Origin of the sequence: Planktotalea frisia, from assembly GCF_001890925.1 — a bacterium.
Taxonomy (GTDB): Bacteria; Pseudomonadota; Alphaproteobacteria; order Rhodobacterales; family Rhodobacteraceae; genus Planktotalea; species Planktotalea frisia.
On record NZ_MLCB01000135.1, the window covers coordinates 1 to 24,611 of the forward strand.

Annotated in this window: 25 protein-coding genes, 1 tRNA gene and 2 pseudogenes; 12 read left to right on the plus strand and 16 right to left on the minus strand. The window is 56.0% G+C overall.

The window, feature by feature from the left end; all coding sequences use genetic code 11:
- Positions 1-207: 207 nt before the first annotated feature.
- The 6 genes and pseudogenes from PFRI_RS10295 to PFRI_RS10315 form a co-directional block, all read right to left on the minus strand.
- Positions 208-2,364 (minus strand): DNA topoisomerase, encoded by a 2,157-nt coding sequence (locus PFRI_RS10295; RefSeq protein WP_072630656.1) that lies wholly within the window; start codon positions 2,362-2,364, stop codon positions 208-210.
- Between the two features lie 334 nt (positions 2,365-2,698).
- On the minus strand, positions 2,699-3,697 hold the full coding sequence (locus PFRI_RS10300; protein WP_072630625.1) for a TrbL/VirB6 family protein: 999 nt from the start codon (positions 3,695-3,697) through the stop codon (positions 2,699-2,701).
- 27 nt (positions 3,698-3,724) lie between these two features.
- Positions 3,725-3,901 (minus strand): Sp36 family protein, encoded by a 177-nt coding sequence (sp36, locus tag PFRI_RS21125; protein ID WP_139292113.1) that lies wholly within the window; start codon positions 3,899-3,901, stop codon positions 3,725-3,727.
- Positions 3,894-4,885: pseudogene (locus PFRI_RS10305) on the minus strand (ATPase, T2SS/T4P/T4SS family). Before PFRI_RS10305 ends, sp36 begins: the two are co-directional and overlap by 8 nt.
- 3 nt (positions 4,886-4,888) lie before the next feature.
- Positions 4,889-5,779, minus strand: a pseudogene (locus PFRI_RS10310) (TraB/TrbI/VirB10 family type IV secretion system protein); the annotation flags it as partial.
- Between the two features lie 155 nt (positions 5,780-5,934).
- Positions 5,935-6,258 (minus strand): hypothetical protein, encoded by a 324-nt coding sequence (locus PFRI_RS10315; RefSeq protein WP_072630626.1) that lies wholly within the window; start codon positions 6,256-6,258, stop codon positions 5,935-5,937.
- 173 nt (positions 6,259-6,431) lie between these two features.
- Between PFRI_RS10315 and PFRI_RS10320 the strand changes: the two genes are divergently transcribed.
- On the plus strand, positions 6,432-6,701 hold the full coding sequence (locus PFRI_RS10320; RefSeq protein WP_072630657.1) for a hypothetical protein: 270 nt from the start codon (positions 6,432-6,434) through the stop codon (positions 6,699-6,701).
- A gap of 13 nt (positions 6,702-6,714) precedes the next feature.
- On the opposite strand, the gene PFRI_RS10325 is transcribed toward PFRI_RS10320, so the two are convergent.
- Complete coding sequence (locus PFRI_RS10325) at positions 6,715-7,098, minus strand: type II toxin-antitoxin system RelB family anti-toxin (RefSeq protein WP_072630627.1); 384 nt, start codon at positions 7,096-7,098, stop codon at positions 6,715-6,717.
- Positions 7,099-7,478: 380 nt separating this feature from the next.
- Between PFRI_RS10325 and PFRI_RS21665 the strand changes: the two genes are divergently transcribed.
- Complete coding sequence (locus PFRI_RS21665; protein WP_245812340.1) at positions 7,479-7,895, plus strand: hypothetical protein; 417 nt, start codon at positions 7,479-7,481, stop codon at positions 7,893-7,895.
- A gap of 2 nt (positions 7,896-7,897) precedes the next feature.
- Here PFRI_RS21665 and PFRI_RS10335 read toward each other — a convergent pair whose 3' ends face one another.
- On the minus strand, positions 7,898-8,245 hold the full coding sequence (locus PFRI_RS10335) for a hypothetical protein (RefSeq protein ID WP_146251918.1): 348 nt from the start codon (positions 8,243-8,245) through the stop codon (positions 7,898-7,900).
- A gap of 465 nt (positions 8,246-8,710) precedes the next feature.
- Between PFRI_RS10335 and PFRI_RS10345 the strand changes: the two genes are divergently transcribed.
- Positions 8,711-9,751 (plus strand): tyrosine-type recombinase/integrase, encoded by a 1,041-nt coding sequence (locus PFRI_RS10345; protein ID WP_245812342.1) that lies wholly within the window; start codon positions 8,711-8,713, stop codon positions 9,749-9,751.
- A 62-nt stretch (positions 9,752-9,813) separates the two neighbouring features.
- On the opposite strand, the gene PFRI_RS10350 is transcribed toward PFRI_RS10345, so the two are convergent.
- Positions 9,814-9,887: transfer RNA gene (locus PFRI_RS10350), tRNA-Cys, on the minus strand.
- 164 nt (positions 9,888-10,051) lie between these two features.
- On the opposite strand from PFRI_RS10350, the gene PFRI_RS10355 reads away from it, so the two are divergent.
- The 3 genes from PFRI_RS10355 to PFRI_RS10365 all read left to right on the plus strand — a co-directional run bounded on the left by PFRI_RS10355 (position 10,052) and on the right by PFRI_RS10365 (position 13,399).
- Positions 10,052-10,705, plus strand: coding sequence for a protein-L-isoaspartate O-methyltransferase family protein (locus tag PFRI_RS10355; RefSeq protein ID WP_072630631.1), 654 nt, complete (start codon positions 10,052-10,054; stop codon positions 10,703-10,705).
- A 96-nt stretch (positions 10,706-10,801) separates the two neighbouring features.
- The gene (locus PFRI_RS10360) at positions 10,802-12,211 is read left to right on the plus strand and encodes a TolC family outer membrane protein (RefSeq protein ID WP_072630659.1); all 1,410 of its coding nucleotides are present in this window, start codon (positions 10,802-10,804) and stop codon (positions 12,209-12,211) included.
- Between the two features lie 123 nt (positions 12,212-12,334).
- Positions 12,335-13,399, plus strand: a complete 1,065-nt coding sequence (locus tag PFRI_RS10365) for a hypothetical protein (protein WP_072630632.1) — start codon at positions 12,335-12,337, stop codon at positions 13,397-13,399.
- Here the strand turns inward: PFRI_RS10365 and PFRI_RS10370 are convergent.
- On the minus strand, positions 13,396-14,847 hold the full coding sequence (locus PFRI_RS10370; protein WP_072630633.1) for a cobyric acid synthase: 1,452 nt from the start codon (positions 14,845-14,847) through the stop codon (positions 13,396-13,398). The two genes, PFRI_RS10365 and PFRI_RS10370, sit on opposite strands and share 4 nt — an antisense overlap.
- A 58-nt stretch (positions 14,848-14,905) precedes the next feature.
- Between PFRI_RS10370 and PFRI_RS10375 the strand changes: the two genes are divergently transcribed.
- Positions 14,906-15,475: a cobalamin biosynthesis protein CobQ gene (locus PFRI_RS10375; RefSeq protein WP_072630634.1), complete on the plus strand. Its 570-nt coding sequence runs from the start codon at positions 14,906-14,908 to the stop codon at positions 15,473-15,475.
- 63 nt (positions 15,476-15,538) lie between these two features.
- On the opposite strand, the gene PFRI_RS10380 is transcribed toward PFRI_RS10375, so the two are convergent.
- A complete protein-coding gene (locus tag PFRI_RS10380) occupies positions 15,539-15,859 on the minus strand; it encodes a DUF6280 family protein (RefSeq protein ID WP_072630635.1) in 321 nt (106 codons plus the stop codon).
- 217 nt (positions 15,860-16,076) lie between these two features.
- Between PFRI_RS10380 and efp the strand changes: the two genes are divergently transcribed.
- The gene (gene efp, locus PFRI_RS10385) at positions 16,077-16,640 is read left to right on the plus strand and encodes an elongation factor P (protein ID WP_072630660.1); all 564 of its coding nucleotides are present in this window, start codon (positions 16,077-16,079) and stop codon (positions 16,638-16,640) included.
- Between the two features lie 63 nt (positions 16,641-16,703).
- Here efp and ygfZ read toward each other — a convergent pair whose 3' ends face one another.
- Positions 16,704-17,450 (minus strand): CAF17-like 4Fe-4S cluster assembly/insertion protein YgfZ, encoded by a 747-nt coding sequence (ygfZ, locus tag PFRI_RS10390; protein WP_072630636.1) that lies wholly within the window; start codon positions 17,448-17,450, stop codon positions 16,704-16,706.
- 67 nt (positions 17,451-17,517) lie between these two features.
- Between ygfZ and PFRI_RS10395 the strand changes: the two genes are divergently transcribed.
- Positions 17,518-18,198 (plus strand): TIGR04283 family arsenosugar biosynthesis glycosyltransferase, encoded by a 681-nt coding sequence (locus PFRI_RS10395; protein WP_072630637.1) that lies wholly within the window; start codon positions 17,518-17,520, stop codon positions 18,196-18,198.
- A gap of 50 nt (positions 18,199-18,248) precedes the next feature.
- Here the strand turns inward: PFRI_RS10395 and PFRI_RS10400 are convergent, their stop codons facing one another.
- Together PFRI_RS10400 and PFRI_RS10405 are read right to left on the minus strand one after the other, a co-directional pair.
- The gene (locus PFRI_RS10400; RefSeq protein ID WP_072630638.1) at positions 18,249-20,006 is read right to left on the minus strand and encodes an ABC transporter ATP-binding protein; all 1,758 of its coding nucleotides are present in this window, start codon (positions 20,004-20,006) and stop codon (positions 18,249-18,251) included.
- Position 20,007: 1 nt separating this feature from the next.
- On the minus strand, positions 20,008-20,703 hold the full coding sequence (locus PFRI_RS10405; RefSeq protein ID WP_072630639.1) for a phosphatase domain-containing putative toxin: 696 nt from the start codon (positions 20,701-20,703) through the stop codon (positions 20,008-20,010).
- 138 nt (positions 20,704-20,841) lie between these two features.
- Between PFRI_RS10405 and PFRI_RS10410 the strand changes: the two genes are divergently transcribed.
- Positions 20,842-22,032 (plus strand): pyridoxal-phosphate-dependent aminotransferase family protein, encoded by a 1,191-nt coding sequence (locus PFRI_RS10410; protein ID WP_072630640.1) that lies wholly within the window; start codon positions 20,842-20,844, stop codon positions 22,030-22,032.
- Here the strand turns inward: PFRI_RS10410 and PFRI_RS10415 are convergent.
- Both PFRI_RS10415 and PFRI_RS10420 read right to left on the minus strand, forming a co-directional pair.
- A complete protein-coding gene (locus PFRI_RS10415; protein ID WP_072630641.1) occupies positions 22,029-22,217 on the minus strand; it encodes a hypothetical protein in 189 nt (62 codons plus the stop codon). The two genes, PFRI_RS10410 and PFRI_RS10415, sit on opposite strands and share 4 nt — an antisense overlap.
- Before the next feature lie 78 nt (positions 22,218-22,295).
- Positions 22,296-23,405 (minus strand): pyridoxal phosphate-dependent aminotransferase, encoded by a 1,110-nt coding sequence (locus PFRI_RS10420; protein ID WP_072630642.1) that lies wholly within the window; start codon positions 23,403-23,405, stop codon positions 22,296-22,298.
- A gap of 97 nt (positions 23,406-23,502) precedes the next feature.
- Between PFRI_RS10420 and PFRI_RS10425 the strand changes: the two genes are divergently transcribed.
- On the plus strand, positions 23,503-23,664 hold the full coding sequence (locus PFRI_RS10425) for a Tat pathway signal protein (protein WP_072630643.1): 162 nt from the start codon (positions 23,503-23,505) through the stop codon (positions 23,662-23,664).
- 113 nt (positions 23,665-23,777) lie between these two features.
- A complete protein-coding gene (locus PFRI_RS10430) occupies positions 23,778-24,563 on the plus strand; it encodes a crotonase/enoyl-CoA hydratase family protein (protein WP_072630644.1) in 786 nt (261 codons plus the stop codon).
- The last annotated feature ends 48 nt before the right edge of the window (positions 24,564-24,611 follow it).

The following is a 24,611-nucleotide window of genomic DNA, read 5'->3' on the forward strand; positions in this document are numbered from 1 at the left end:
GTCTTCAAGGTTGGATACATCTTAGCACGCTGTCCAGTTTTGCCGGACCACTTCACTCAAGAAACGGGAATGCATGAAGGACGCGTTTTCTGCATTCAGGCGGTATAGGTCCTGGACCAACCCCAGAAGTTGGGCGGAAGAAAACCCCGACAGCACCGGTTTGACGTCTTTCCATGATTTCTTCGCACTGCTCATCGCTGCTCTCTCTTACCGTCGATCATGCTTATCTTTGATACCCTCAGACTTCGCGCCGCGCTTTGGCAACTTCCCTTTGTTCTTTTTGATAAAGGCAGAAAGGGCTGCGCGATCTCCAAGGATTGCGTCCGGCAAGTCGACGTTCGCGTCATTGGCAATCTTGCGCGCAAAGGCCAGCTGGGCATCACTTGGACCGTTTCCTTGCGGTCGCGGCCCGAGGAATTCCGAACAGATCTTGCGGTCAGTTGTTGCGCCATTGGGCAAGCGTGTCCCCATCCGCTTCGCTTTGGCGCGTGCGGCCTGAAGCATCTTTGGGCTTGGTTTGGCAGTAAAATCAATATCGAGCTTGGTGCCTGACTGGCCGCGCTGCTCCATCTTTGCGGCCAAGGCCGCCGCGCGGGCCACAATTGTGTCGACCACAGTGCGTGGATCCTGCTCCCCTTTGAGAATACCATCAAGAGCCAGCTCCATTTCAGCCGTCGCAGCTGGATCAAGGATTTCGGGGGCCTCTTTCAGCAGAACGTCGTAGATCGCCAGTGCGAGGGTGCTTGGCGCTAGATGCTTATCAATGACCTCAAACAGGTTCTGGGTTTTTAGCCCCTCGAGAATGGAGGCGCGCGTCGCTGGCGTTCCGATCCCGGCAGCCCCTTTTAGGCGCTCCGCTGTTTTTGGATCACGGGCATATTTCCACGCTTCCTGCATTGCTTTGATCAAGGTGCCTTCATTGAACCGTGCTGGTGGCTTGGTCGTCTTTTTATCCGCCCCGGCTTTGACGGCATCGACTATCTGGCGGTCTTTCCAGGGCGGCAGGATGGCCGCAGCCTCGGCGTCGCTCTTCTTGCTGGCATCAGGGTCCGCGCCGAGCGCCTCTCGCCAGCCTGGTTGCCGTTCGACAATACCACTTGCGGCAAACTTGCGCTGTCCAGCCATCAACGAGATTTCTGTGCGGTCATAAAGACGGTCCGGCCCAATGGCTGCGGTATAGCTCAGTGCGATCAGTTCAAAAAGACGACGCTCATCGCCGGCCATTGCCCGGAGCACACGCGCCCATTTATCTCGGGTCTTGAAGTTCGGAATAATCGCATGGTGCGAAGCCCCCGCAAGCCCTTCATCAGAAAAGCAGCCTCGCTTGCCCATGCGATATGTTGGTGTCCGGTAGGCCACTTTGACAAACGGCAGCTCCCGCAGGCCATCGAGCATGGCTTGGGCATTTTGCTTTTCGGCTTCCGGCAAATATTTGGTCTCAGCCCGAGGGTACGTCGTAACCTTGTGGGTCTCATAAAGCTTCTGTGCCACATCAAGCGTTTTTTGTGCCGACCAGCCCCAGCGCGCCGCACGTTGCTGCAAGAGCGGCAAATCCATCAGGCGTGGCGGCGGTTGCTTCTTTTTCTCAAAGGTAACCTGCAAAGGGCCTTTCCAAGGATCAAAGGATGCGATGATCCTTTGCGCCAAATCCTGATCAAAAACCCGGGCTTCGTGCGCAGGGAAGTGCTTGAGGCGCAGGACCTCTTTGCCGTCACTGACATCAACCCAAAGATCAAAATAGGGCCTTGGCTCAAAACCTCTGATCTCGCGCTCCCTTGCGCAGACGATCCCCATGGTTGGGGTTTTGACTCGGCCGATGCCAATGGCCCCCTTCATGCCATGCGGCTTGAGGGCAATCGTCACAGCACGTGTGGCTGTCAGGTTGGCAATCTGATCACTCTGCGCGCGCGCCACGGCAGCAGCGTAAAGCGGTCTGAAGTGCTCATTGGGCTTCAAGGTCTCGAATGATTGTCGCAGGGAGGCTGGGTCTTCCGCAGAAAACATTGCCCGGAGCACCTCACCCTTGAATTTGAAGTAGCGAAGGATGTTTTCACCGATGGCCTGACCCTCGCGGTCACAGTCGGTTGCGATAATCACGCGGTCAGCTTCTTTCAGGGCCGCCTTGATTTCTGCAATCAGCTTGTCTTTGCCATGGCTGTTGTCCGGGCGCAGCGGATAAAATCCAGCTTCAGGGCGCAACACCTCATAAGACCACTTCTTCCAAGCGTCGTTGACTTCAGCGGGCTCTGCCAGTTTGAAGATGTGCCCGCGTGCGGACAATATCCGACCATAGCGGTTTCCCAACGCTTCGCGTAGGTTGCGTGCCTGTGAGGGTTTTTCGGCAATAACAATCGATCCGCCCATATCAGTTCCACCCTGCAGGTAGCCCGGCAGTGGCATTGTAGATATGAGGCGGCTGAGTAATCATGCGTCCACGTCCAGCATTTGGAAATAGCCACAGCGCGATACAGTCGGCAAGAATATATGGCCCATTTGAGTATTCGTCATTTCAAGAACCCAGTTTTCCAAACTTGCAGCCACGCACCGATGTCGTTCAACGCATGTTCGCAAGCTTTTACATCTTATCTCTTGCCAGTTTACATTGCATCAGAACAAAATGCGAACACTTTTCGTAGCTGCGATAACAAGACTGGCTTCAGATGGGGGACAGCCCCAACCCAAGGCGTCGCGGGCCAATTCATTCCAACCTTTTTGACCTCTCCGACACCTTCTGAACCAGTGAAGCGGCAGCACTACCGGCCTGCCGCACACCCGTACCCGCGATTTCCCCAGCTGACTGCGTGCCGAACCGCGCCCGTGCGCGCGATCCTCTGGTTCCAGCCACGCCTTTTGCGAACCCGCTGACGCCGGGCATGCTTGGCGGACCTGCCATCATCAAGTTGCCCGAGATTGCGCGGACGATCAGCGGTGTGGCGACGATCATGCCACCGGCGAGGAACATCATCATGAAGAAGGGGATGAGCGCACCGATGTTACTGGCCCCGTCGGGATCACCAAGCTCGGCCAGCAAGGACTGCGACATGCCGACCACGGTGGAAAAAACACCCGCGATGACCAGCGGGTAGAGCGCGTAGGAGACGGTGGAGGACAGCCAGCGCAGGAAATAATCCTTGGTCACGTCGAAGAGCGATAGCGCGATCATGATTGGCGCGATGCCGATCATGAAGGCCAGCATAATTTTGGCAAAGATCAATACCAGCCCGCAGAGCGCGCCGATGATGCCGAGCAGAAACGCGCCTATGGCACCAATGAGTGCCCCGGCCATCCAGTGCATATTGTCGCCCGCGGTATTGAGGTAGTTTCCGAACTCAGCGATGAGATCATCGAAGGCGGCGGCAAAATAGGCGGATCCTGCACCACCGCCGCCAAGGCCCACGATCATACCGCCAGCCAGCTGATCAAGACCATTTGTGATGGCACCCGCAATGGTGTTGAACTGCACCCAGTTGAGCGCAAAGAGCGTGATCAGCATGAGCTTGATGGCAAACCAGAAAGCGGTGCGGCCATCAACCGACCGCACCTGCAGGACCATGTTTACGAAGAGGCCAATGACGGCGAGGGTTGAGCCCACGGCAATGATACCGCCTACCTGGCTGGCGACGGTGCCAAAGGTCGTCTCGGCCGCCCCGTCAAGATAACCGTCTGTGGTCTCTACCATCCAGGTGACAACGCCCATCGGATCCGCCTCGCTCTTTTGCTTCGATCAGTGCGCGGCCTTCAGCGGCCGCTTCAGAAACGCGGTGAGGATATGCTCGCCGTCAAAATCCGGTGTCACGGCAACAAGCTCCCAGCCCTCGCGCCCGAGGGCATTCAGCTCCTCGGCATAAGTTTGCGGTTTCTTGCGGCCTGTATTGATCTGGCGTGTGAGGTATTCAAACATCTGCGGTCTCAGTTTTTTCTGTTTCAACGCTGGGCAAGTAGAACTCGGTGATCCCGCGCGCGCGTGGCGTCCAGCTTGGATGATCACGTCGATCGAGCGGGTGATGTAATGGATCATATCCTGGTAGGTCATGGGGACATCGGTCTTGAGCGCCGCGATTGCGAGGCGCTGGATTGTGAGCTGTGGGGTCTCGGCATGCAGCGTGGTGAGCGATCCGCCATGGCCGGTGTTGATCGCCTCGAGGAAGGTCATGGCCTCCTTGCCGCGGACCTCGCCCAGAACAATCCGGTCGGGTCGCATGCGCAGGGTCGCGGTCAGCAGCTGATCTGCGCTGCGCTCGCGTGCCTCTCGATCGGCCATCAGCGTCACGGTATTGGGCTGTGTGGGCATCAGCTCGGCCGCGTCCTCAATCGTGATCAGGCGCTCGGCCTCGGGAACAAAGGATAGGATCTTGCGTGCGGTGACGGTCTTGCCGGTGGAGGTGCCACCCGAGACGATCATGTTGAGCTTGTGGCTGACGCAGAAGGCGATGGCGGCCTCGATATCGCCTGTGGCGACGACGGTGCGCAACTCTGTGTTGCGCGCGCGACGCGTGGCTTCGGAACTGCGTTCGGATCCAAAGAGATACGTCAGCTGGATCTTGTCGAGCGGCAGGTCGGCAAAAAACCGCAGTGAAATCGCAAAGCCGCCTTCGACGGCGGGTGGCTGGATCACTTGGGCGCGGATCGGCCTGTCCCGGTAGAGGATACTGACGGACACGATGGGTTTTGCCTGGCTGAGCGTGGTGTTGGCAGCGGAGGCAATTTGCGCGCCGAGATCTTGTGCGGCATGGGGCGTAAGGCGCATATCCAGCGCACGCATGAAATGATCACCCTGCATCTCGCCCCAGACCGTGCCGTCAGGGTTGATACACAGCTCGATGAGCTTGGGATCGCGCGCGGCGGGCAGTTGGTCGAGGGAGCTTTGCAGGTAACTGGCACCCATGTCTCAGAAGATCTCCAGATCGCGGTCGACCGTGACGGTGACGCGCGCGCCTTGGTCGACATAGATGACGGGCGCGAGCGCAAGATACTCGCCAATCACACCTTGAGCGCTGTCCTGCAGGCTTTCGGCAGTGCCTTCGAGGGCTTCAGCCGTGCGCTCATCATCGGTGGACTCGGCTGCCACACTTGGGAGAGTCCCAATCAGCGAAATCAGCGCGGCCGATCCAAAGCGCGTGCCAAACCGGCTGTCAACAAAACCGGTGGTGCCGGAGCGGCCCAGTTCGTCGCCGCCAAAGGCGCTGATCTCGAAGCTCTGGTTGTCTGGCAGGATGATCCGGTCCCAGGCGATTGTGATCCGCTGCTGTGCGATATCCACGCCGGATTGATACCGCCCGATCAGTCGCGATCCTCTCGGGATAAGCACGCGGGATCCGTCATAGGCATGGACGTCTTCGGAGACGAGCGCGCGGACGGGACCAGCAAGCTGGCTGTCGATGGCGGTTTCCAGCGCGGCCTGGATCATCGTGCCCTGCACAACCGTGTTGGACGGGTTCACGATCGTCTGGGCCTGGGTAACGGTTGCTGGCTGCGCGCCATTGCGGACGAATTCCGTCTCACCATCGAGGCGGCGCTGCTCAGCCGCGCTTTCATCAGTACCTCCTCCGCTGGAACCGAAGGCGATGATCGGGCTGGCGATGCGGGCCTCGAGAATGGCGCGCTCGGCTTGCCGCCGCGCCTCCAGCTCTTGCAGGCGCAGGTCTTCGGCCGAGGGTCCGGGTTGGCGCGGGGTGGTTGGGGCTTCGAGTTGCGCGAGTTCCAGATCTGTCTGCAGGCGCTGGATTTGCCGCGCGCGCTCATCAAGATCTGCACGCAGAGCGGCCTCCGCCGCCGCTGATGTTTGCCGGTCGACCCGCGACATAGCTTTGTGCAAACCCTACTTGCGGGGATTGTGCTGCCAGTTGACCATCTGAAGCCATAGCGAGCACAAAGCCCTCTGCATCTGCCGGGGAGGAGATCAGTAGGGCAGTACAAGTTAGAAGTGCGAGGGAATTACTTGTCCTTGGAAAGCGTGTGCGATGCGACTTTGCCTTCGACCATCGGAATCGAGACCAGATCAAAGCCAAGGCTGGCCACGAAGCTTGTGAGCCCGTTGATCGTCTTGAACTCGCGCGCGACCATGTTGTTACGGGCCGTAACCAAGAGGCGGCGTTCGCCATCGGGGGCACCGCAATGCACAGTCCAGACGCCAGACCATTGTGCCGACGTGCGCTCGGGCGTGACCCGGCACAGCACATCGCAGCTGTGGCCCTCACCAAGGAATTTACGCAGTCCGTCTTCGCTGACAACATTTGGGGCGTCTTGCATCCAGTTCATGTGATCCGGGCCTCCATAAATTAACGGAGCGCCCGGCTGTCCCTCATGGACAGGCCAAGCACTACAGTATTATAATCTTGCAATCAAGCGTGATATTGCAGCGCAACACGGCCTTCATGCATTCAAAGAATAATACTGCAGCGGATCCAAAAAACCAAGTCATGACGACAGCAATGAGAACATGGAAATTGGCGGTCTGGATAATGGTATCGATCACGCCGGGATTTGCGCAGGGCTGCGTGGCACCCGCTGTGCCGTTTTTGCCTTTTGATCCGGTTGATACCCGCATTTATGCCGACATTCTGCGCGCAGACTTCGAGACCTACTTCGCGGATGCAAACGCTTACTTCCACTGTCTTGATCAAGAGCGAAACCGCGCGTTCTTCGAGGCGCAGCGGGCCACCGAGGCCTATTCGCGGATGCTGGAATTGCTAGGGGAGTGAGTAGTGCGCAGCCTTACATGCCCTCTTTGGGGAAGAACCGCTCTTCGAACTCAGGGCGGACAGACAACTGATGCTCTCCGTTGTCCCAAACATAAACTTCACCCATCTTGACGCCGGTTTTGGGGCAAATCAGCTTCGCGACGGGCTCTGCCTCGAGCCGCTGTTCATGAGAAATTGGCACGTTTACACCTCGCTCGTGATGAAGCGCTTGGACGCTAACACCGAGCGCCTTTGCGATCTGTTCCAGTTTTTTTGCCGTCGGGGACGACTGCCCGTGTTCGATCAGGCTCACATAGCTTCGATCGATGCCAGCCTCAGCCGCAAGGCGTTCCTGGCTCCACTTGCGCGATTGCCTGAGGTTTTGGATATTTAACCCGATGAGTTCGCTTGCATTCATGCGCCGATTTCGACCGAAACAACCCCTGCACTCTACGGAATATATTCAACAAAATGATGGCACCGCAGTCCAACCTCTTGCTCGAACGGTCCTTAGAAGGAAGGCTGAAGAACAATGACGCAATATTATTGTATTGAGTGCGGGAGGGATTTCTTATGGTGAAGGGCTTGATCCACAAATTACTAAGGGCGGCCACGCTTTCGCTGGCGTCCTTGGTAACCACGCAACCCGCCCAGGCCTATCCGGTCGATTGTGCGATCCTCCTTTGCCTCGCAGGCGGCTGGCCAGCCTCGGCCGAATGCACGTATGCGCGCGCTGTGTTCATCCGGCGGATCACGCCGTGGCCAATTGAGCCGCCGTTACAAATTTGGCGCTGTCCGATGGGGGTGGCCGACCGAGGTCCGTTGCAAAGTACGGCACCCAAAGTTTGGAGCGCCAACGACCAAATTGGCCCACCTCTTGGCCGATTTATCTTGGCGCAAGTGGTGGAAGGCAGCGCCGATATCGACATCAGCGGCCTGGAGTTCGAATTCGTACGCTCGATCCGCGTTTGGGATGTTCGGCATTACAGCCATCGAGAACGTGGCCGCGACGACAATTGCTCAGAACGCCACAATATGCGGCTCGGGACCTATGGCGCGCAGGGTGAATTTGGCTGGCAGCGCACGACACCAGCGGCCGCCCCACAGTGGGTTCTGCCATCGCGTCGTTGCACGTCATCGAATTGGCGGCGCGGGGTTGGCGTGGAATGGGAAGATCACGAAGGCAACCACGGATACGAGTGGGTGGCCTACTAGGGTTATTCCCCGATGTCCTTCATGCGTTCCGCGATATCCCCTGCAATACGCTCGTATAGCGCAGCTTGCTTGTCTCTGGGTGAGCCGGGTTTAGGATTTCTTCGGCGAATCCGTTTGGCAAGCCAGAACAGAAGGCGCGCGGCGGGGTCAGACCTCGCATCGGGTTCTCCGGCAGGATATTTCTCTTCTAGTGCGACAACGATTTCTTGAGACATGCTGCGCCGATTGAGCGCGGCATGCGTTTCCAGCCGCTTTTTGAGCGCGGCGGGAAGCAAGAGTTTGAATTGGAGTAACGCTTCATCTTTCATGATTCCAGTATGGACAATATTTGTCCCCAATGATATGGACATTTAATGTCCAGATTCTGAGGTGTAGATATGAAGACAACCCAGTTCAAGCTTAACCTGCCAGCGGACGTCAAAGCCTGGCTTGAAGAGGAAGCGGTGCGGAACCTGCGTTCGCAGGGAGCGCAAGTTGTGACCTGCCTGCGGGCGGCCATGTTGCGACAGGATTCCTCATGTCCGGGGGCTGAGAAATGAGCCCAAGCCAAATTCAGCTAATTCCAACCCCGAAACTGGCACTTTTGTTCGGATACAGTGAGCCGAGCGCGTCCTTCTACGACTTCTGCCGTAGGACGGGCATCGTTCCAGTGCCAGGGCGACGGGGGTGGTATGATCCAAAACTTATTCGGGCGCGATTGGATGCTGTTCAGGGGATAAGCGAGGCTGAGCGCGAGGAGGCTTTGCAGCCGAGCCTAGTCACACAGCGGAGAGCGCGCCGTGCCCAGAAGTAACTTACCCAAAGGGGTTCATCGCGTGAGGCGTAAAGTCGTATCCGGTGTTCGTTATCACTTCTATGCATGGCGGGGTGGTCCAAAATTCTGGGAAGGAACAGAACCAAACCCCAAAGAGCCTGAATTTTTCCATGCTTTTTCACAGTGTGGCATGCCGATCAGTCCAGCTGAATACCTGACGACCCATTTGGTTGACGACTTTCTCTCCAGCGCATCATTACCCAAGGCGGAGCGTTCCAAAGCAGATATTCGCAAGTGGTTGGAATTCTTTCGCCAGGAGTTTGAAGCGGATCCCGTTGCGATGTTCGAAGAACGCGCCTCAAGAGGCGAGGTCAGCTCTTGGCGCAAGAAATGGCTCCACTCGCCCAAACAGCATGACATGGCGGGCACGCATGCGACCCGCCTTTTGAATTGGGCGGTCGAAGAGGGAAAACTTAAGGAGCACCACTGCCACAAGCTCAAGAAACTCTATCAATCGAACCGCACTGAAATCATCTGGACGAACGGGGATATCGCCCTGTTTAACAAGCATGCGCCAAAGTGGGTCAAGAGGATCTTGGCTGCAGGATGTGAAACTGGCTTGCGCGCAGCGGATCTGGTTCAGGTCAAAATGGACCAATTCGAAGACACACCGCACGGCAAACGCCTTCGCTTTCGCACCAGCAAGCGCGGGCAGATCGCCTATATCCCGGCCACTTCAGCGCTTGAGCAGCTGATCTCGGAGACGCCGGAGGAGCAGGAAGTACTGCTAGTTTCTGAGCTCGGTAGGCCTCTGACAGCTCGTTGGGCGTCAAACCAGATCACAAAGTGGCGGCGTGAGGCACAAATTCCGCCATGGATCGATGGTCGCGAGAAGACTTTGTCCGATACCCGTGGGACAGCTGCGACAAGATTGCTGAATGCAGACTTATCTTTGCGCCAAATCGCGGTCCTAATGGGGTGGTCAGTGCGCTATGCGGCGCAGGTTATCGAACATTATGCGCAGGTTAGCCCGGACGAAAGCGATGCAGTTTTGTGCAAGCTCAATCGGGCAAAATCACTGTCTCAAGACAAGAAAATGTAAACGCCCCTGTAAACGGTGGGCCCCAAGCATGGGAAGGAATACTCTAAGTGGTTGATTTTAAATGGAGGCGAGTACCGGAATCGAACCGGTGTACACGGATTTGCAATCCGCTGCATAACCACTCTACCAACTCGCCAGCCAGTGATATCGGGCAGATAGCCGATCTGACAAATCGCTGCAAGTACCAAGAGATGTGAATTCTCTCTATTTCTCGGAAGGTCTAGGCATATCTGACCGTTGTGGAGAGACACTTGATGTGGCACTAAAGATCAAAGGATTCTGAACGAGCGAGTTTAGCCAATGTCTGATTTTGCAGCACGGCGTATTATGATGGTGGACACACAGGTCCGGCCCTCAGATGTCACCAAATTTCCGATCATCGATGCGATGCTAAACGTGGCGCGCGAAAATTTTGTGCCGCGTGAGCGGCGCGAGGCCGCTTATGTGGATGGCAACATCACACTTGGCGCGAACCGTGTTGTGCTAGAGCCGCGCACACTGGCCAAGATGCTGGATGCATTGGACCTGCAGAACGATGAACTCGTGCTCGAGATCGGTTCTGGCTACGGATATTCTGCAGCCGTGATGGCGCATATTGCGCAAGCGGTTGTCGCGGTGGAAAGCGATGAGGATCTCGCAAAAGACGCGCTAACAGCTCTTAACGATGCGGGGGCAGACAATGTGATTGTACAGACTGCCGCTCTCCATGCGGGTGCGCCCGAGCATGGCCCATACGATGTCATCGTACTGCAAGGTGGCGTAGAAAGTGTGCCTGCCAGCATCACCGATCAGCTCAAAGAGGGCGGGCGCATCGGAGCGCTCTTTATGACAGGTGCATTGGGCGAAGTGCGTGTCGCGCGCAAAATTGATGGTCAGCTAAACTGGAGGCTTGCGTTCAACGCAAGCGCGCCCGTGCTACCTGGCTTTGAAAAGGCTGTAGATTTCGCGCTCTAAGCGCAAGTGAACAAACGCGCGACGGAAGCTGCTCTGACGCGCGTAACAAGACAGACGTATCAAAGAAATTGGTGCGAGAAAGTTTCTGGGGGCACGATGTTCGACCTTAAAGCAAAAACCAAACGCTGGGGCGTGGCGCTTGGTGTAACTTTGATGCTGGCGCAACCAAGCAACGCGGAAACGCTCTCGGATGCTCTGGTTGGTGCGTTCAATCACTCTGGTTTGCTAGAACAAAACCGCGCACTGTTACGCGCCGCTGATGAAGACGTCGCAATCGCCATGGCCTCGCTTCGCCCGATTGTGAATTTCACAGGCTCGCTCGGGCGTAGCTTCTCGCGCACGACAAGTTCTTCATTGGGAACGATCAGCGATACGGGTAACACAGCTGCGACCATCGGGATCGCGATGGAGCTTTTGATCTACGATGGTGGCCAGTCCAAGATCGCGATTGAGGCTGCGAAAGAGAATGTGCTCGCTACACGTGCACGCCTGCTGTCGCTGGAGCAGAACGTGCTGCTGCGCGCGATCCAAGCCTATATGAACGTGCGTCGCACGACAGAAACAGTGGTTTTGCGTCAAAGCAATGTTCGTTTGATTTCGCAAGAACTGCGCGCGGCGCGTGATCGCTTTGAAGTGGGTGAAATCACACGCACGGATGTCGCTCTTGCGGAGGCACGTCTCGCGGCAGCGCGCTCAGCACTCGCTGCTGCCGAGGGCGGTTTGATATCTGCGCAAGAAGAGTATCGTGCCGCGGTGGGTCATAAGCCCGGCAATTTGCGTGCACCACGTAGCTTGCCCAAAACGGCCAACTCCGTCGATAAGGCCAAAGCGATTGCAGTACGCAATCATCCAGACATGCAGGCCGTGAAACACGATGTTTCTGCGGCTGATTTGAATGTGATGCGCGCAGAAGCAGCATCGCGCGGCAATCTCAGACTGCGCGGTGGCGTGAACACGTCGCGCAGCTTGTCCGCTAAGACCAAGACCAACAGTGGCTCTGTTTCGCTCGAAGCGACTGTTCCGATTTATCAAGGTGGCAGACTTCCAGCGTTGATCCGTCAAGCCATGGCGCGTCGCGATGCTGCGCGCTCTGGGTTGCATATCACCAAGCACCAGCTTGAACAGGGCGTCGGCAACGCGTTCGCGCAATTGCGTGTGGCCGCAGCCTCTATCGAAGCAAGTCAACGCCAGATAAGAGCAGCGACAGTTGCCTTCAGAGGTGTGCGCGAAGAGGCGAATGTAGGGTCACGCACGACCCTTGATGTGCTCAACGCGGAGCAAGAGCTGCTCAATGCGCGCTCTGCACTGATCGGAGTTCAAACGGATCAATTTATTGCTGCTTATTCCGCGCTCGCCTCGATGGGTTTGCTCACAGCCAAGCACCTGAACTTGCCTGTGCAGCAGTATGATCCCACCGCTTATTACAATCTTGTCAAAGACGCGCCTGCGCGCAGCAAGCAAGGTGATAAGCTCGATCGTGTGATGCGCTCGCTCGGTAAGAAATAGCATTTGGAGCATCTCAGCGCTTAATTGCCATAGCTGGAGGTAAAACTCCGGCTAATTGGTTCTATCTGTTGTGAGAATCCGCACAGGGCGTTATTCTGCGCGTGAGGCGAGAATGGAATAATTATGTCAGATCCGGTAATCAATATCGAAATTGAGGATGTATTGTCCTCTATTCGCCGACTTGTTTCTGATGAAGCACGCGCAAGCGAAAAACTTGATCGCGAGGTCGGTTTCTCTTCAGATGTTCCGCCGCAACCTGTTGAATTAGAACAGGAAAACAGCTGGTCCGATGCGGATAGCACGACGCCTGCCCCAAAAGTCGCGCCACCGGCTTTGGTGCTGACGCCTGCCTTGCGTATCGAGCCTGAGGTTGATGAAAAAACCGCTCAGAACGATGAGCAAACGACGGATTTGTCCTCTGATGGGCAAGACGCAATGCCTGCTTTGATTCTTACGCAGCATGAAGAAAATGCCCAGTTTGATGAAAATCCTTCTGAAGTAGATGTGTCTGACGGAGATAGTGACACGTTATTGCTGTCGCGTGACATTGAAACACAACAAACATCAGCCGAGCAGGCCACGCCTGATGCTGAGTTTGTGGAAGATCAGCCCGCGGATGATGTGGTTGAGGTTGAAGTCGTCACAGAGCAAGTTTCCGATGAAGTTGCGTTAGATGAACCGGAGCAAGTTGAAGCGATTGAAGCGGCTGAAGAGCCTGTTACGATCGAGGACAAGATCGCTGCCCTCGAAGCTTTGATTTCTCGCTCTGACACAGATTTCGAACCCGACGGGGCCGATGATGGCGCGAATGCGGGCCGCCCCGGCAAGTCGCTCCCTTGGGAAGACAGCCAAGAACAACGTGTGAGTGGTTTGCCAACGGGCGATTTGCCCGACCCGAGCAACCCGTCGCAAACTGCAGCCTTTAATGATGGTGCGGCTGCATTTGAACGCGCGCACGCAGAAGCTGTAGACGCCGCTCAAACAGAGATTGCCGAAAACGCCTCCGAAACGCTACTTGCATCGGGTGATGTGACTGGTGTGCTCGATGAAGACATGTTGCGCGATATGGTCGCTGAAATCGTACGCCAAGAACTGCAAGGCCCGCTGGGTGAGCGGATCACACGCAATGTTCGCAAGCTCGTGCGACGTGAAATCTATAGAGCGTTGGCCGCGAATGAACTCGACTAAAGCGTAACCGGCTGCGCAAGCTCCCAGAGTAAATCAAGATCCATGTGCTCTTCTAAATGAGCAGCAAGCGCATCGAGTGTTTGCTCGACAGTTTCGCCGTATTTCATTTCGCTTTTGGCACCACCTTCAAGAAAATCTGCGCGAAACTCATCTGAGGTGAACAGCCCATGCAAGTAGGTGCCGCGCACGCGCCCATCTGCGCTTGACGCGCCTTCATTGCGACCATCCACCTCGAGCCAAGGGCGCGCGCAATCCGCGCCAGTTGTCACGCCAAGATGAATTTCATAGCCTTCAAGCTCCGCACCCGTTTCGAGGTACCGCGCCTGAGTGCGCGCTAGGGTCTTTTTCGGGATCATCACTGTTTCAACGTTCAAAAATCCGAGGCCATCAACCGTTTGCGGTGCACCCTCAATTCCGTCAGGATCGCCAATGGTTTTTCCAAGCATCTGATATCCTGCACAAATCCCTAAAACCTTGCCGCCGCGCCGAACATGAGCGTGTAGATCAACGTCCCAACCTTGCGCGCGAAAATAGGCAAGATCCGCGATGGTCGCCTTGGAACCAGGTATCAAAATAAGGTCCGCGTCGCCGGGTAGGGGACGTCCTTGCTCGATGATTTCGACGCTTACATTCGGTTCTGCCGACAAGGGATCAAGATCGTCGAAATTCATGATCCGACTCAAACGCGGCACGGCAACTTTATAGCTCCCTCCGGTGTGCGAACGGATGTCCATGACGTCCTCTGCTGGCAACCGCCAAGCGTCCGCAAACCAAGGGATGACGCCAAGCGACGGCCAATCCGTATGATCGGAAATTGCTGTCAGCCCTTCGTCAAAGAGCCGCACATCACCGCGAAACTTGTTGATGCAAAAGCCGCTAATCCGGTCTGCGTCATCCTTTGGCAAGATGGTTTTTGTCCCCACCACCTGCGCGATGACGCCGCCGCGATCAATGTCACCTGTCAAGATCACAGGCACGCCTGCGGCTTGTGCAAAACCCATGTTCGCAATGTCGCCTGCGCGCAGGTTCACTTCTGCAGGGCTACCCGCGCCCTCTACGACAACCAGATCAACATCGCGTGCAAGCCGTTGGAAACTCTCTAGCACACGTGGCATCAGCTTGTGTTTGATCTTGCCGTAATCGCGCGCGCGCAGTGTGTTCCAGCGCTGACCCTGCACCACAATTTGAGCGCCTGTATCGCTCTCGGGCTTCAATAAAACGGGGTTCATATCCGTGTGACTGTCTTTACGACAAGCCAATGCCTGCAAGGCCTGCGCGCGACCAATTTCGCCACCATCCACGGTCACGGCTGCGTTGTTGGACATGTTTTGCGGCTTGAAAGGGGCTACAGAAAGACCGCGCAGCGTGAACGCGCGTGCGATGCCAGCCACCAACATGGATTTGCCCACATTCGAGCCCGCGCCTTGGATCATAATCGCTTTGGTCATGGACAGCCCCCTTATGTCACGTCAGACATAATGCGCAGCATCCGTGAGAGAAAGAGCGATGAATACACCAGCGCATTTGATTTTGGGTTTGGCCGCGTTTTCGCGCCGCGATAGTCGCAAAGTGACCGCGGCTTCGGCCTTTGGGGCACTTCTGCCGGATTTATCGCTTTATGTGATGGCAGGCGTGTCGTTGGTGATTCTACAAATTCCACCGAATGTTGTGTTTGGACAGCTCTACTTTTCTGACGCGTGGCAGACAGTGTTTGCGATCGACAATTCGTTTTTACTCTGGGGATTGGTTCTGGCGTTTGCACTTTGGTGGAAAGCACGCGCAGGTATCGCGTTTGCAGGGGCAGGTCTTTTACATATCGCGCTTGATTTCCCACTTCATCATGCCGACGGTCGCCCGCATTTTTGGCCCGCAAGCAATTGGGTGTTTGAGAGCCCGGTAAGTTATTGGGACCGCGCGCATCACGCAGGATGGGTGCAGCCGCTTGAAGTCGCTCTCGTCTTTATATGCGTGGCTGTTTTGTTTCGCCGCTTTCCTGGCTGGCCAATGCGGGTTTTGGCGTTGGCCTTACTTGCGATGGAATTGATGGTGGCGCGAGTTTGGATGTTTGTCTTTTAGACAAATAAAAACGCCCCCGAAAACAGATCGGAGGCGCTTTTGGCTTTCAGGAGAAAGCGGTGTTTATGCGGCTTCTGCCTGCTGTGCGGCGTTGCGGCGCTCTGACTCTTCGCGAGACAGGGCAACAGATGTACGCACACCCTTAGAGACGAAGTCCATGAGGCCTGTAACAACACGCTCGTTTGGGTCGATACCCGCACAAGAGAGGACTTCACGGCCATCGCGTGAGCGTGCCCAGCGAGCGATTTGCTCATGACCGTTTCCATATTTCTTATCGTCGGCAATTGCATCGTCGAGCGCTGCTAGAACGACTGCTGCGAACAACTTGCGGGCACGATTGCCTTGCTCGGAATTGTATGCAGTACCGTCTACGAAATCTCGCATATATCGATCCTTATTCTTGCTCTTGTGTTTCCGGCGTAGAGGCTCTTATGACTCATCCTCTCCGATTCGGATACCCTCTTATTGCATAGCACTTATGCAAAAATTGCATGGCTTGCTGCAGGTGCAGCACGAGATATAGCGTTCTTGCATGGGTGCTACCTCCCAGATATAGGATGCATCAAGATTTCATCAACCTTCTGACATGGTTTTGACACATATGCCCAAGATTAACGGAAACGAGATTCGCCCTGGAAATGTCCTTGAACACAACGGTGGCCTCTGGGCTGCGGTGAAGGTGGATCATGTGAAGCCCGGAAAGGGTGGCGCATTTGCACAGGTCGAAATGCGCAACCTGCGCAACGGCTCTAAACTCAACGAACGCTTCCGCAGTGCCGACAAGGTGGAGCGCGTGCGTCTTGAGCAAAAAGACCAGCAGTTCTTGTATGAGAGCGACGGCATGCTCGTTTTCATGGATTCAGAGACTTATGAGCAGATTGAATTGCCAGCGGAATTGCTCGGCGATCGCCGTCCTTTCTTGCAAGACGGTATGACGATTGTGGTCGAATTCCATGAAGCGGAAGCACTGCACGCGAAGATCCCACAAAAGGTAATCTGCAAGATTGAAGAGACCGAGCCTGTGGTGAAGGGTCAAACAGCGGCGAACAGCTTTAAGCCCGCGATCCTGGACAATGGGGTGAAGGTCATGGTGCCGCCATTCGTGGGACAGGATGAAAGCATCGTGGTGAACACAGACACTATGGAATACTCCGAGCGCGCCTGATCCTATTGAGCGCTACGCGCGCTTGATGAGCGGCTCTTGCCGCGATTGGCACTTCTTTGCGACTTAAGGCGCGTAGGTAATCTGCGCGTCTTTTGCGTTGAGAGGTCCTGTGGCGCGATCAAAGCGCAGATAGGCAAGCGCGTGTGTCGGCGTCTGGCTGAAAAGCGTGCCAGCGGGCTTGCCATCCTCAGTGGTGATGTCTGTACCGATGGGGGCAGAGCCAGTGATTTCCACCTGAGCGAGACCTTTTTTGAGTTTGGTCTTGTGCTTCATCCGCGCGGTGACTTCTTGGCCGACGTAGCAGCCTTTTTTGAAGTCGACACCATTCAGGCGCTCAAGGCCCATTTCGAGGATGTAGCTGTCGGGCGTAAGCTCGATCCCTGCGCTTGGGACTGCGTACTCGACGTTGAGGGCAAGCCAGTCGACGTCAGCATCGCCCGCCTGTCCGTCGTATGCGCGCCAGCCGAGGGCCTTGTTACGTGGGTCAGTGAACGCGCCATTTGGAGGGTCGCCAAGACCACGTGAAACGGCGCGGGGATCAGTCTCAATCGTGACATCTGCACGCAGCTTATACATCGTGAGACGCTTCGCGAGCATATCGGTTTGCGCGTCATCCGTATCGAGGATCAAAGCGTTCCCCTCTTTGGAAACGAAGAAATCCGCAAGGTACTTGCCCTGTGGCGACAGGATCGCAGCGTAAACGAGCCCGTGATCGATTTTGCGTATATCATTGGTGATAAGACCTTGTAGGAAGTCACTGGCATCCGCACCAGTGAGGCGCAGCAAACGGCGGTTGTGAGCGTTGGGCATTTTCGCCTCCCTTTAAGGTCTATGGCTGATATAGGCAGAGCAAGCCGAAGTGAGAAGGGGCAGAACCATGCGCGCGCCAATTTCTGTTGTGATCCCGACGTTGAATGCTCAGACGAGTTTGGCAGGGTGCGCCGCGGCTTTGGTCGAGGGCGTCGAGGCTGGGCTTATCCGTGAGTTAATTGTCAGCGATGGCGGATCAAACGACGACACGCAACAAATCGCTTTGGGCATTGGGGCGGAATGGGTGTCTGGTGAGGCGTCTCGTGGCGGGCAGTTGAAACGTGGATGTTCAGCAGCACAGGGTGTTTGGCTTTTGGTTTTACACGCGGACACACAGTTGGAAGCCGGCTGGAGCAATTTGGCCGCCGCGCATTTGCAACGCCAAGACGCCGGGTATTTTCGATTGAAGTTCGCCTCAGCTGGTTTGCCTGCACGTCTGGTTGCGGGCTGGGCGAATTTGCGCTCGGAGCTTTTTGGCGTGCCTTACGGCGATCAAGGCCTGTTGATTTCGCGTGCGCTTTATGACGAGGTAGGCGGTTTTAGCGATATGCCGTTGATGGAAGATGTCGCAATGGCGCGCGCACTCAAAGGGCGCTTGAGAGCGCTCGACGGGGTCGCGGTCACGAGTGCAGAAAAATATGAACGTGCCGGTTGGCTGCGCAGAGGCGCGCGCAATTTGTGGACTTTGCTGCGGTATTTTGCAGGTACGCCTGTGGATCGTTTGGCATTGCACTACCGCAAGCCCTAGCGCGGTTGGCAGGAACAGATAAGTTTATTTTGAAAGATGAAGCAGATGCGTCAGCTCTCTGATTGGAGCCGGTGCAGAGAGGCATAGGTTTGTTTGAGCGCGACCAATGCGTCGTGCGTACCGCTTTCAACCACCTTGCCGGCATCCATTACGATGATCTGATCCGCGCCGCGAATAGTGGAGAGGCGGTGTGCGATCACCAGCGTGGTGCGACCGATGGAAAGGCGTTCCAGGGCGGATTGGACGACAGCTTCGGATTGTGCGTCGAGTGCTGATGTCGCTTCATCGAGCAACAAGATTGGCGTGTCACGCAGCAGCGCGCGTGCAATCGCGACGCGTTGGCGTTGGCCACCTGATAGTGCAGAGCCTCGCGGGCCGACAGCTGTGTCGAGACCGTTCGGGAGTTGGGCGAGAAAATCCGAGACATGGGCAGCATCGAGTACGTCTTTGAGGCGGGCGTCAGAGACATCTGTTCGGCCAAGCAGGATGTTTTCACGTAAGCTCTCGTCAAAGAGCAGCGCGTCTTGAGAGACGACCGAGAAGAGGTCGCGCAGATCACTAAGGGCCATGTCTGTGACAGGGACGCCACCGATTTTGGCCGTGCCGTGTTGCGGGTCAGTAAGGCGTGTTAAGACGTTGAATATGGTTGATTTTCCAGCGCCAGAGGAGCCAACGAGCGCTGTTGTTTTGCCGGCAGGGACGTTGAACGTGGTGCCGCGCAGCACAGGCGTGTCGCCGTAGCTTAAATGCACGTCACTAAGCGCAATATCTGGCGTGCCTGTAGGGGCTGCAACAGGATTGGCAGGGGTTTTGTGAACAGGTTCAAGTGCGAGCAGTGCCATGACGCGTTCGATCCCGGCGGCTGCGGCTTCCCAAACGCCTGTGATCGTGCCGAGGCGCCGCAGGGGTTCAAAGGCGAAGCCGAGGGCGGTGAAGAAGGCCATGAATTCGCCAACGGTTTTCTCGCCAGAGATGATTTCGCCACCGCCATAGATCAAAACGCCAAGAAAACCGACGCCAGACATGGCATCGATGAGGCCGGGGATGGAGGCGGTGCCGAGAGAAGTCTTTACTTCAATTTCAACGCGTTCACGGTTGAGTTGGCCGTAGTGGCGTTCTTGGTAGGACTCGAGACGGTTGAGTTTTACGGGAACAATGCCGTGGAACACTTCATCAAGCCGCCCTGATTGGCGCGCTGCAATCTGGTGTGCAGTACGACTGTTGCGGCGCACATAACGCTGCGCAACGAGCGACGGAAGCACGAGCAAAGGCACGCCTACGAGCGCAACGGCGGTCCAGCGCCAATCAACGCTCATCGCAACGCCGAAAAGAACCACCACCGCTACAAGATCGCGACCTGCACCCGTAATAATGGCGTTCCACACTTGGGAAACCGCAGACACGTCGCCGATGACACGCTGCATCAATGTGCCGGGCGCGTTGACTTGGTGAAAACTCACATCAAGGCGCATCAGGTGGCTCAGAAGATCGCCGCGCATGTCCGCTTCGGATTGTTGCGAAATACGGGTGAGGATGACTTTTTGAATGACCGACGCACCAGCGCGCACCAAAAAGATTCCGAGGATCACGAGACCCACCCACCAAAGCGCTGATTGATCCCCTGCGAGGAAGACCTGATCGAACATCGGCTTCATCATCCAACTCAGGAACCCCAGCATCGATCCTTCGAGCGCCATGAAGAATGTGGCGATGAGCAACATCACCCAATGACGGTTCAAATAGCTGCGCCAAAGCCAACTTAGAAGAGTGCGGCTGGTTTGGTTTGGTGTTGTGTCGGGCTCTGCCATTTCAGGCAATCTGCACGGGTGGCGTCTTGCTGTCAAAGCCGTTCTGGATCACGTCGTTATCATATTCGGTGCGGATCCAAGTCTCGAAATCAATGTCGGACTTGGCTTGGCGTGCTTCGAACACGTCCAAAATGTAGTCCTGCACGCCTGTTTTGCCCCATTTCAGGTGAATGAACTTCAGCGACAGTTGTTCGCGCGCTTTTTGCACAGGGACGCCGTCAAAAATCATTTGATACATCGCAGCACAAAAGCCAGCACGGTCCGCACCGGATTTGCAGTGGAACATCATCGGCTTTTTCACGGTACGCATCAGGTCAATCACCGCGACGATATTCTCGCGGTTGGCAGCAGAGCGCGCCCAAAGCACTGTGCTGTGCAGCTCGATCCCGAGCATATCGCAGCTCTCTTTCTCGAAAAGATAGTGGCATTGCAAATCAACGCCGCGCAGGTTGATCACAGAGCGAATGCCCATGTCGCGATACTTCATAAACCGCTTGTGCGTAGGTTGGTTCGAGCGCCAAACATCCTTGGAAACGGGATAGAAGTTCGTCCAAACCGCGCGCAAGAACGCGTGATCAAACATGTTATAGTGCCAAACGGATTTGCGCCGCTCAACTGGGTCAGTGATGTTGCGCCCAAAAGAATAGCGCCACTGGCGTTCTTTTTCGTCCAGTGTTTTCGCAAGTTTCTTAAGCATCACGTGGCCTCGTCGCTCTGGTATCTGTGGGCATGTAGCCTTAGGGGGCTGCCCGTGCAAGGTTTGAGCGCTTAGCACTTGGTTGACGGCAGAGGACGTGGGGCTAATGTCACGCGTAACCCTTATCGGAGCTAACTTATGTCCCTTGCACATGGCCGTCCTTATCTTGCTATTCCCGGCCCTTCTGTGGTGCCTGATGCGGTTTTGCGCGCGATGCACCGTGCGTCGCCCAATATCTATGAGGGTGAGCTGATCGAGATGACCGCAGGGATCATCCCTGATTTGCGCCGTGTCGCTCGCACAGAACATCATGTGGCGATCTATATGGGCAATGGTCATGCAGCGTGGGAAGCCGCGTTGAGCAATGTAATTGCGCCGGATGATCTTGTTTTGGTGCCATCAACGGGGCGGTTTTGCGTCGGTTGGGGGGAAATGGCGACAGGGCTTGGCGCAGAAGTTGAGCTGCTCGATTTCGGTATGAAAACCCCGATGGACGCGGATCAGATCGAGGCGCGGTTGCGCGCTGATAAAGAGCACAAGATCAAAGCAGTGCTGGCTGTGCATGTGGACACATCGACGTCTATCAAGAATGATGTTGCCTCCTTGCGTGCCGCTCTGGATGCGGCAGGTCATCCCGCACTGTTGATGGCGGATTGCATTGCCTCTTTGGGGTGTGATCGCTTTGAGATGGACGCGTGGGGCGTCGATATAATGGTCACGGCCAGTCAAAAAGGGCTGATGGTGACCCCGGGTTTGGCGTTCGTATTTTTCAATGACAAAGCAGCGGCAGTGCGGGACGCGATGTCGCGCGTAAGCCGCTATTGGAACTGGGTGCCGCGCGCCAATCCTGCGCATTTCTTTGAATATTTTGGCGGTACGGCACCGACACATCTTCTGTATGGTCTACGCGCTGCTCTCGATATGATCCACGATGAAGGGATGGAAGCGGTTTGGCTGCGCCACGAAACCCTCGCTTTGGCCATTTGGGCTGCATGCGAAGCTTGGGGGCAGGGCGGACCGCTTACACTAAACGTCGCAGAGCGCGCGCATCGTTCGCACGCGGTGACGGCGTTGCGACTAGGGGCACCAGCGGGCAAGGATTTGCGGCGTTGGACAGAACATCAGGCAGGGCTGACGCTTGGCATCGGGCTTGGCATGTCGGAAGAGAGCGACCCTTTGGGGGATGGGTTCTTGCGCATCGGTCATATGGGGCATGTGAATGCGCATATGGTGCTGGGTGGTCTTGCAACAATGCAAGCAGGGTTCGAAGCGCTCGATATTGCGTACGGTGCAGGCGCGCTTGATGCTGCGGCAAAGGCTCTGTCCTAAAGTCGCGTGCGTGCGAGTCGAAGATCGAGCCATTTGATGGCATGATAAACTGTCGCGCTTAACAACAGCGCGGCGACAAATCCTTTCCAAGCCCAAATAGCGATCATAATCCAAAGCAAGTTTACAAACCCCATCACCAAACAGGTATTTGTATAATTCTCAACGGCTTGAGGGTAATGTTGCACGGCTTTGTCCTTTCTGTGGCTCGCTCTCTTTAAAGAAGATACCGCAGAAATTCTAAAAGTCAGATAACTTTTGAGGGATTATGCGCCTCGTGCAGCTTTCAGTGCTACCGGAAGGGCGTGCGCAACCAGATCCATTTCTCGCTCTGGCCCACAACTAATGCGAATACAGCGGTCTTGTGGTGCAACGAACGGCATCCGAACGAAGATGCCTTGGTCAATCATGCTTGCCAATACTGCGCGGGCAAACTCTCCATCCGCGCCGCAATCAATCGCCACAAAATTGGTCGCGGACGGCAAGCCGTGCAAGGAATTGTCAGCCGCAATCTGTGCAAGTCTTTGTTTTGATGTCTCAACCTGTTTCTGGATTTCGCGCAACCCGGCTTGATCTTTGAGCGCTGCCAAAGCGGCGATCTGCGCCAAACGGTTCATGCCGAAATGATTGCGGATTTTCTCGAATGCCGTGATCAATTCAGGCGCACCAAGTGCGTAGCCAACGCGCATTCCCGCAAGACCGTACCCTTTGGAAAAGGTGCGCATACGAATGACGCCGGGATGCTCGATCGCCAAATCAGGGATCGCATCGGCAGGCGCAAGGTCGATGTAGGCTTCATCGAGCAGCAAAAGGCAACCATCAGGGAGCTTTGCGGCCATCTCTTCGAGGGTAGTGCCTTTGTGCCACGTTCCCATAGGGTTATCAGGGTTTGCGAGGTAAATCAGCTTTGCGCCCACTTCGCGCGCTTTAGCGAGCAATGCTTCAGGGTCTTCATGATCCGCGTTGTAGGGCACCTTGTGCAAGGTGCCGCCGAAACCTGCCACATGGTAGTTGAATGTCGGATACGCTCCATCGGAGGTCACAACGTGATCGCCTTGTGTCACCAACAAGCGCACCAGATAGCTGAGCAACCCGTCGATGCCTTCGCCGACGACAATATTGCTTAACGCAATGCCATGATGTGCCGCGATGGCGCTGCGCAGATCATGACTTTCGGGTTCGCCGTACATCCAAGCTTGATCCGCGTTGGTTTTGATTGCTTCTAGAACGCTGGCCGCAGGGCCAAAGCCGTTCTCATTCGCGCCAAGTCGTGCATCGAATACGGCACCGCGCGCGCGTTCTTGCGCTTCGGGGCCAACGAAAGGAACGGAAGCAGGCAAAGTCTGCGCGAGGGCGGTGTATCTGGGATGGCTCATTCTGAAATGGGTAAATCGCACGGCTTAAAGTGGCAAGGTTGAATCTACCGCGATACGTACTTACTTGAGAATTATTCGCAACTACGGAGGGCAGGATATGAAGCTGAGCCGAAGAGGATTCATTGTCAGCGCAGTCGCTGCTGGCGCTGTGCGTACAGTTCCGCAGATTGCGGCTAAAACAGGTGGGCGTCGGATCTTAACGCTGGTTTACGACAAATCGCTTGGCATGATGCGCGCGGTTGAGCGGCTTGTGCCGTAGGCGCGGTGCTGGGCCTGTGCCGTAGGAGTAGCACTGAACCTGTGCCCTAACGTTCCGCTTTTCTTTGGCCTGCGCTTGCGGCTAGCTGGTTCTAGCTAAAAAGGGAGCCAGCCATGTCACGCGTCACAACCACCATCACAGATCATGTCGCTCACGTAGAGCTTTCGCGTCCAGACAAGATGAACGCGGTTGACCCAGCCATGATGGAGGGGGTTATCGCGGCTGGCGAAGCTTTGCGCGGCAACACAGATGTGCGCGCTGTGGTTTTGTCCGGGCAGGGCAATGCGTTCTGCGCTGGACTTGATGTTGCGAGCTTTGCGGCCCTGGCAGGCGGTGATCCGGCCGAAATAATGATGCCGCGCACGCACGGTCCTTCGAACGACTATCAACATGTCTCGCTTGTCTGGAAGCAACTCGAAGTACCTGTGATTGCTGCGCTTCAAGGCGTGTGTTTCGGGGCGGGTATGCAGATCGCGTCTGGCGCAGATATGCGGATCGCAGCACCTGATACGCGGATGTCGATCTTGGAAATGAAGTGGGGTTTGGTGCCCGATATGGGCGGGATGGTGCTTTGGCCTGCATTGATGCGCGCGGATGTGTTGCGTCGTTTGACCTATACGGGCGAAGAGTTTTCGGGCCTCGATGGCAAAGAGTATGGGCTCGTGACAGAGATTAACGACGATCCGGTCGCGCGTGCATTGGAATTGGCGCAGTTGATTGCGTCGAAAAGCCCGTCAGCGGTGCGTGCCGGGAAGGCGTTGGTCTCTTACGCGTATGAGAATGATGCGGAGGCGGTCTTGCTCGAAGAATCGCGTGCGCAGTCTTCGCTGGTAGGGACCCCGCATCAAATGGAAGCGGTGATAGCGAATATGCAAAAACGAGCGCCGGTTTTTAAGTAAAAAAGTGCTTTTGCAAAAGCACTTGCCAAGCCTTTTCGCAAAAAGGCT

Coding starts and splice junctions, on each gene's coding strand:
- PFRI_RS10295 (WP_072630656.1), bottom strand. CDS start 2,364: ATGGGCGGATCGATTGTTATTGCCGAAAAACCCTCACAGGCACGCAAC.
- PFRI_RS10300 (WP_072630625.1), bottom strand. CDS start 3,697: ATGGGCGTTGTCACCTGGATGGTAGAGACCACAGACGGTTATCTTGAC.
- sp36 (WP_139292113.1), bottom strand. CDS start 3,901: ATGTTTGAATACCTCACACGCCAGATCAATACAGGCCGCAAGAAACCG.
- PFRI_RS10315 (WP_072630626.1), bottom strand. CDS start 6,258: ATGAACTGGATGCAAGACGCCCCAAATGTTGTCAGCGAAGACGGACTG.
- PFRI_RS10320 (WP_072630657.1), top strand. CDS start 6,432: ATGAGAACATGGAAATTGGCGGTCTGGATAATGGTATCGATCACGCCG.
- PFRI_RS10325 (WP_072630627.1), bottom strand. CDS start 7,098: ATGAATGCAAGCGAACTCATCGGGTTAAATATCCAAAACCTCAGGCAA.
- PFRI_RS21665 (WP_245812340.1), top strand. CDS start 7,479: ATGGGGGTGGCCGACCGAGGTCCGTTGCAAAGTACGGCACCCAAAGTT.
- PFRI_RS10335 (WP_146251918.1), bottom strand. CDS start 8,245: ATGTCCATATCATTGGGGACAAATATTGTCCATACTGGAATCATGAAA.
- PFRI_RS10355 (WP_072630631.1), top strand. CDS start 10,052: ATGTCTGATTTTGCAGCACGGCGTATTATGATGGTGGACACACAGGTC.
- PFRI_RS10360 (WP_072630659.1), top strand. CDS start 10,802: ATGTTCGACCTTAAAGCAAAAACCAAACGCTGGGGCGTGGCGCTTGGT.
- PFRI_RS10365 (WP_072630632.1), top strand. CDS start 12,335: ATGTCAGATCCGGTAATCAATATCGAAATTGAGGATGTATTGTCCTCT.
- PFRI_RS10370 (WP_072630633.1), bottom strand. CDS start 14,847: ATGACCAAAGCGATTATGATCCAAGGCGCGGGCTCGAATGTGGGCAAA.
- PFRI_RS10375 (WP_072630634.1), top strand. CDS start 14,906: ATGAATACACCAGCGCATTTGATTTTGGGTTTGGCCGCGTTTTCGCGC.
- PFRI_RS10380 (WP_072630635.1), bottom strand. CDS start 15,859: ATGCGAGATTTCGTAGACGGTACTGCATACAATTCCGAGCAAGGCAAT.
- efp (WP_072630660.1), top strand. CDS start 16,077: ATGCCCAAGATTAACGGAAACGAGATTCGCCCTGGAAATGTCCTTGAA.
- ygfZ (WP_072630636.1), bottom strand. CDS start 17,450: ATGCCCAACGCTCACAACCGCCGTTTGCTGCGCCTCACTGGTGCGGAT.
- PFRI_RS10395 (WP_072630637.1), top strand. CDS start 17,518: ATGCGCGCGCCAATTTCTGTTGTGATCCCGACGTTGAATGCTCAGACG.
- PFRI_RS10400 (WP_072630638.1), bottom strand. CDS start 20,006: ATGGCAGAGCCCGACACAACACCAAACCAAACCAGCCGCACTCTTCTA.
- PFRI_RS10405 (WP_072630639.1), bottom strand. CDS start 20,703: ATGCTTAAGAAACTTGCGAAAACACTGGACGAAAAAGAACGCCAGTGG.
- PFRI_RS10410 (WP_072630640.1), top strand. CDS start 20,842: ATGTCCCTTGCACATGGCCGTCCTTATCTTGCTATTCCCGGCCCTTCT.
- PFRI_RS10420 (WP_072630642.1), bottom strand. CDS start 23,405: ATGAGCCATCCCAGATACACCGCCCTCGCGCAGACTTTGCCTGCTTCC.
- PFRI_RS10425 (WP_072630643.1), top strand. CDS start 23,503: ATGAAGCTGAGCCGAAGAGGATTCATTGTCAGCGCAGTCGCTGCTGGC.
- PFRI_RS10430 (WP_072630644.1), top strand. CDS start 23,778: ATGTCACGCGTCACAACCACCATCACAGATCATGTCGCTCACGTAGAG.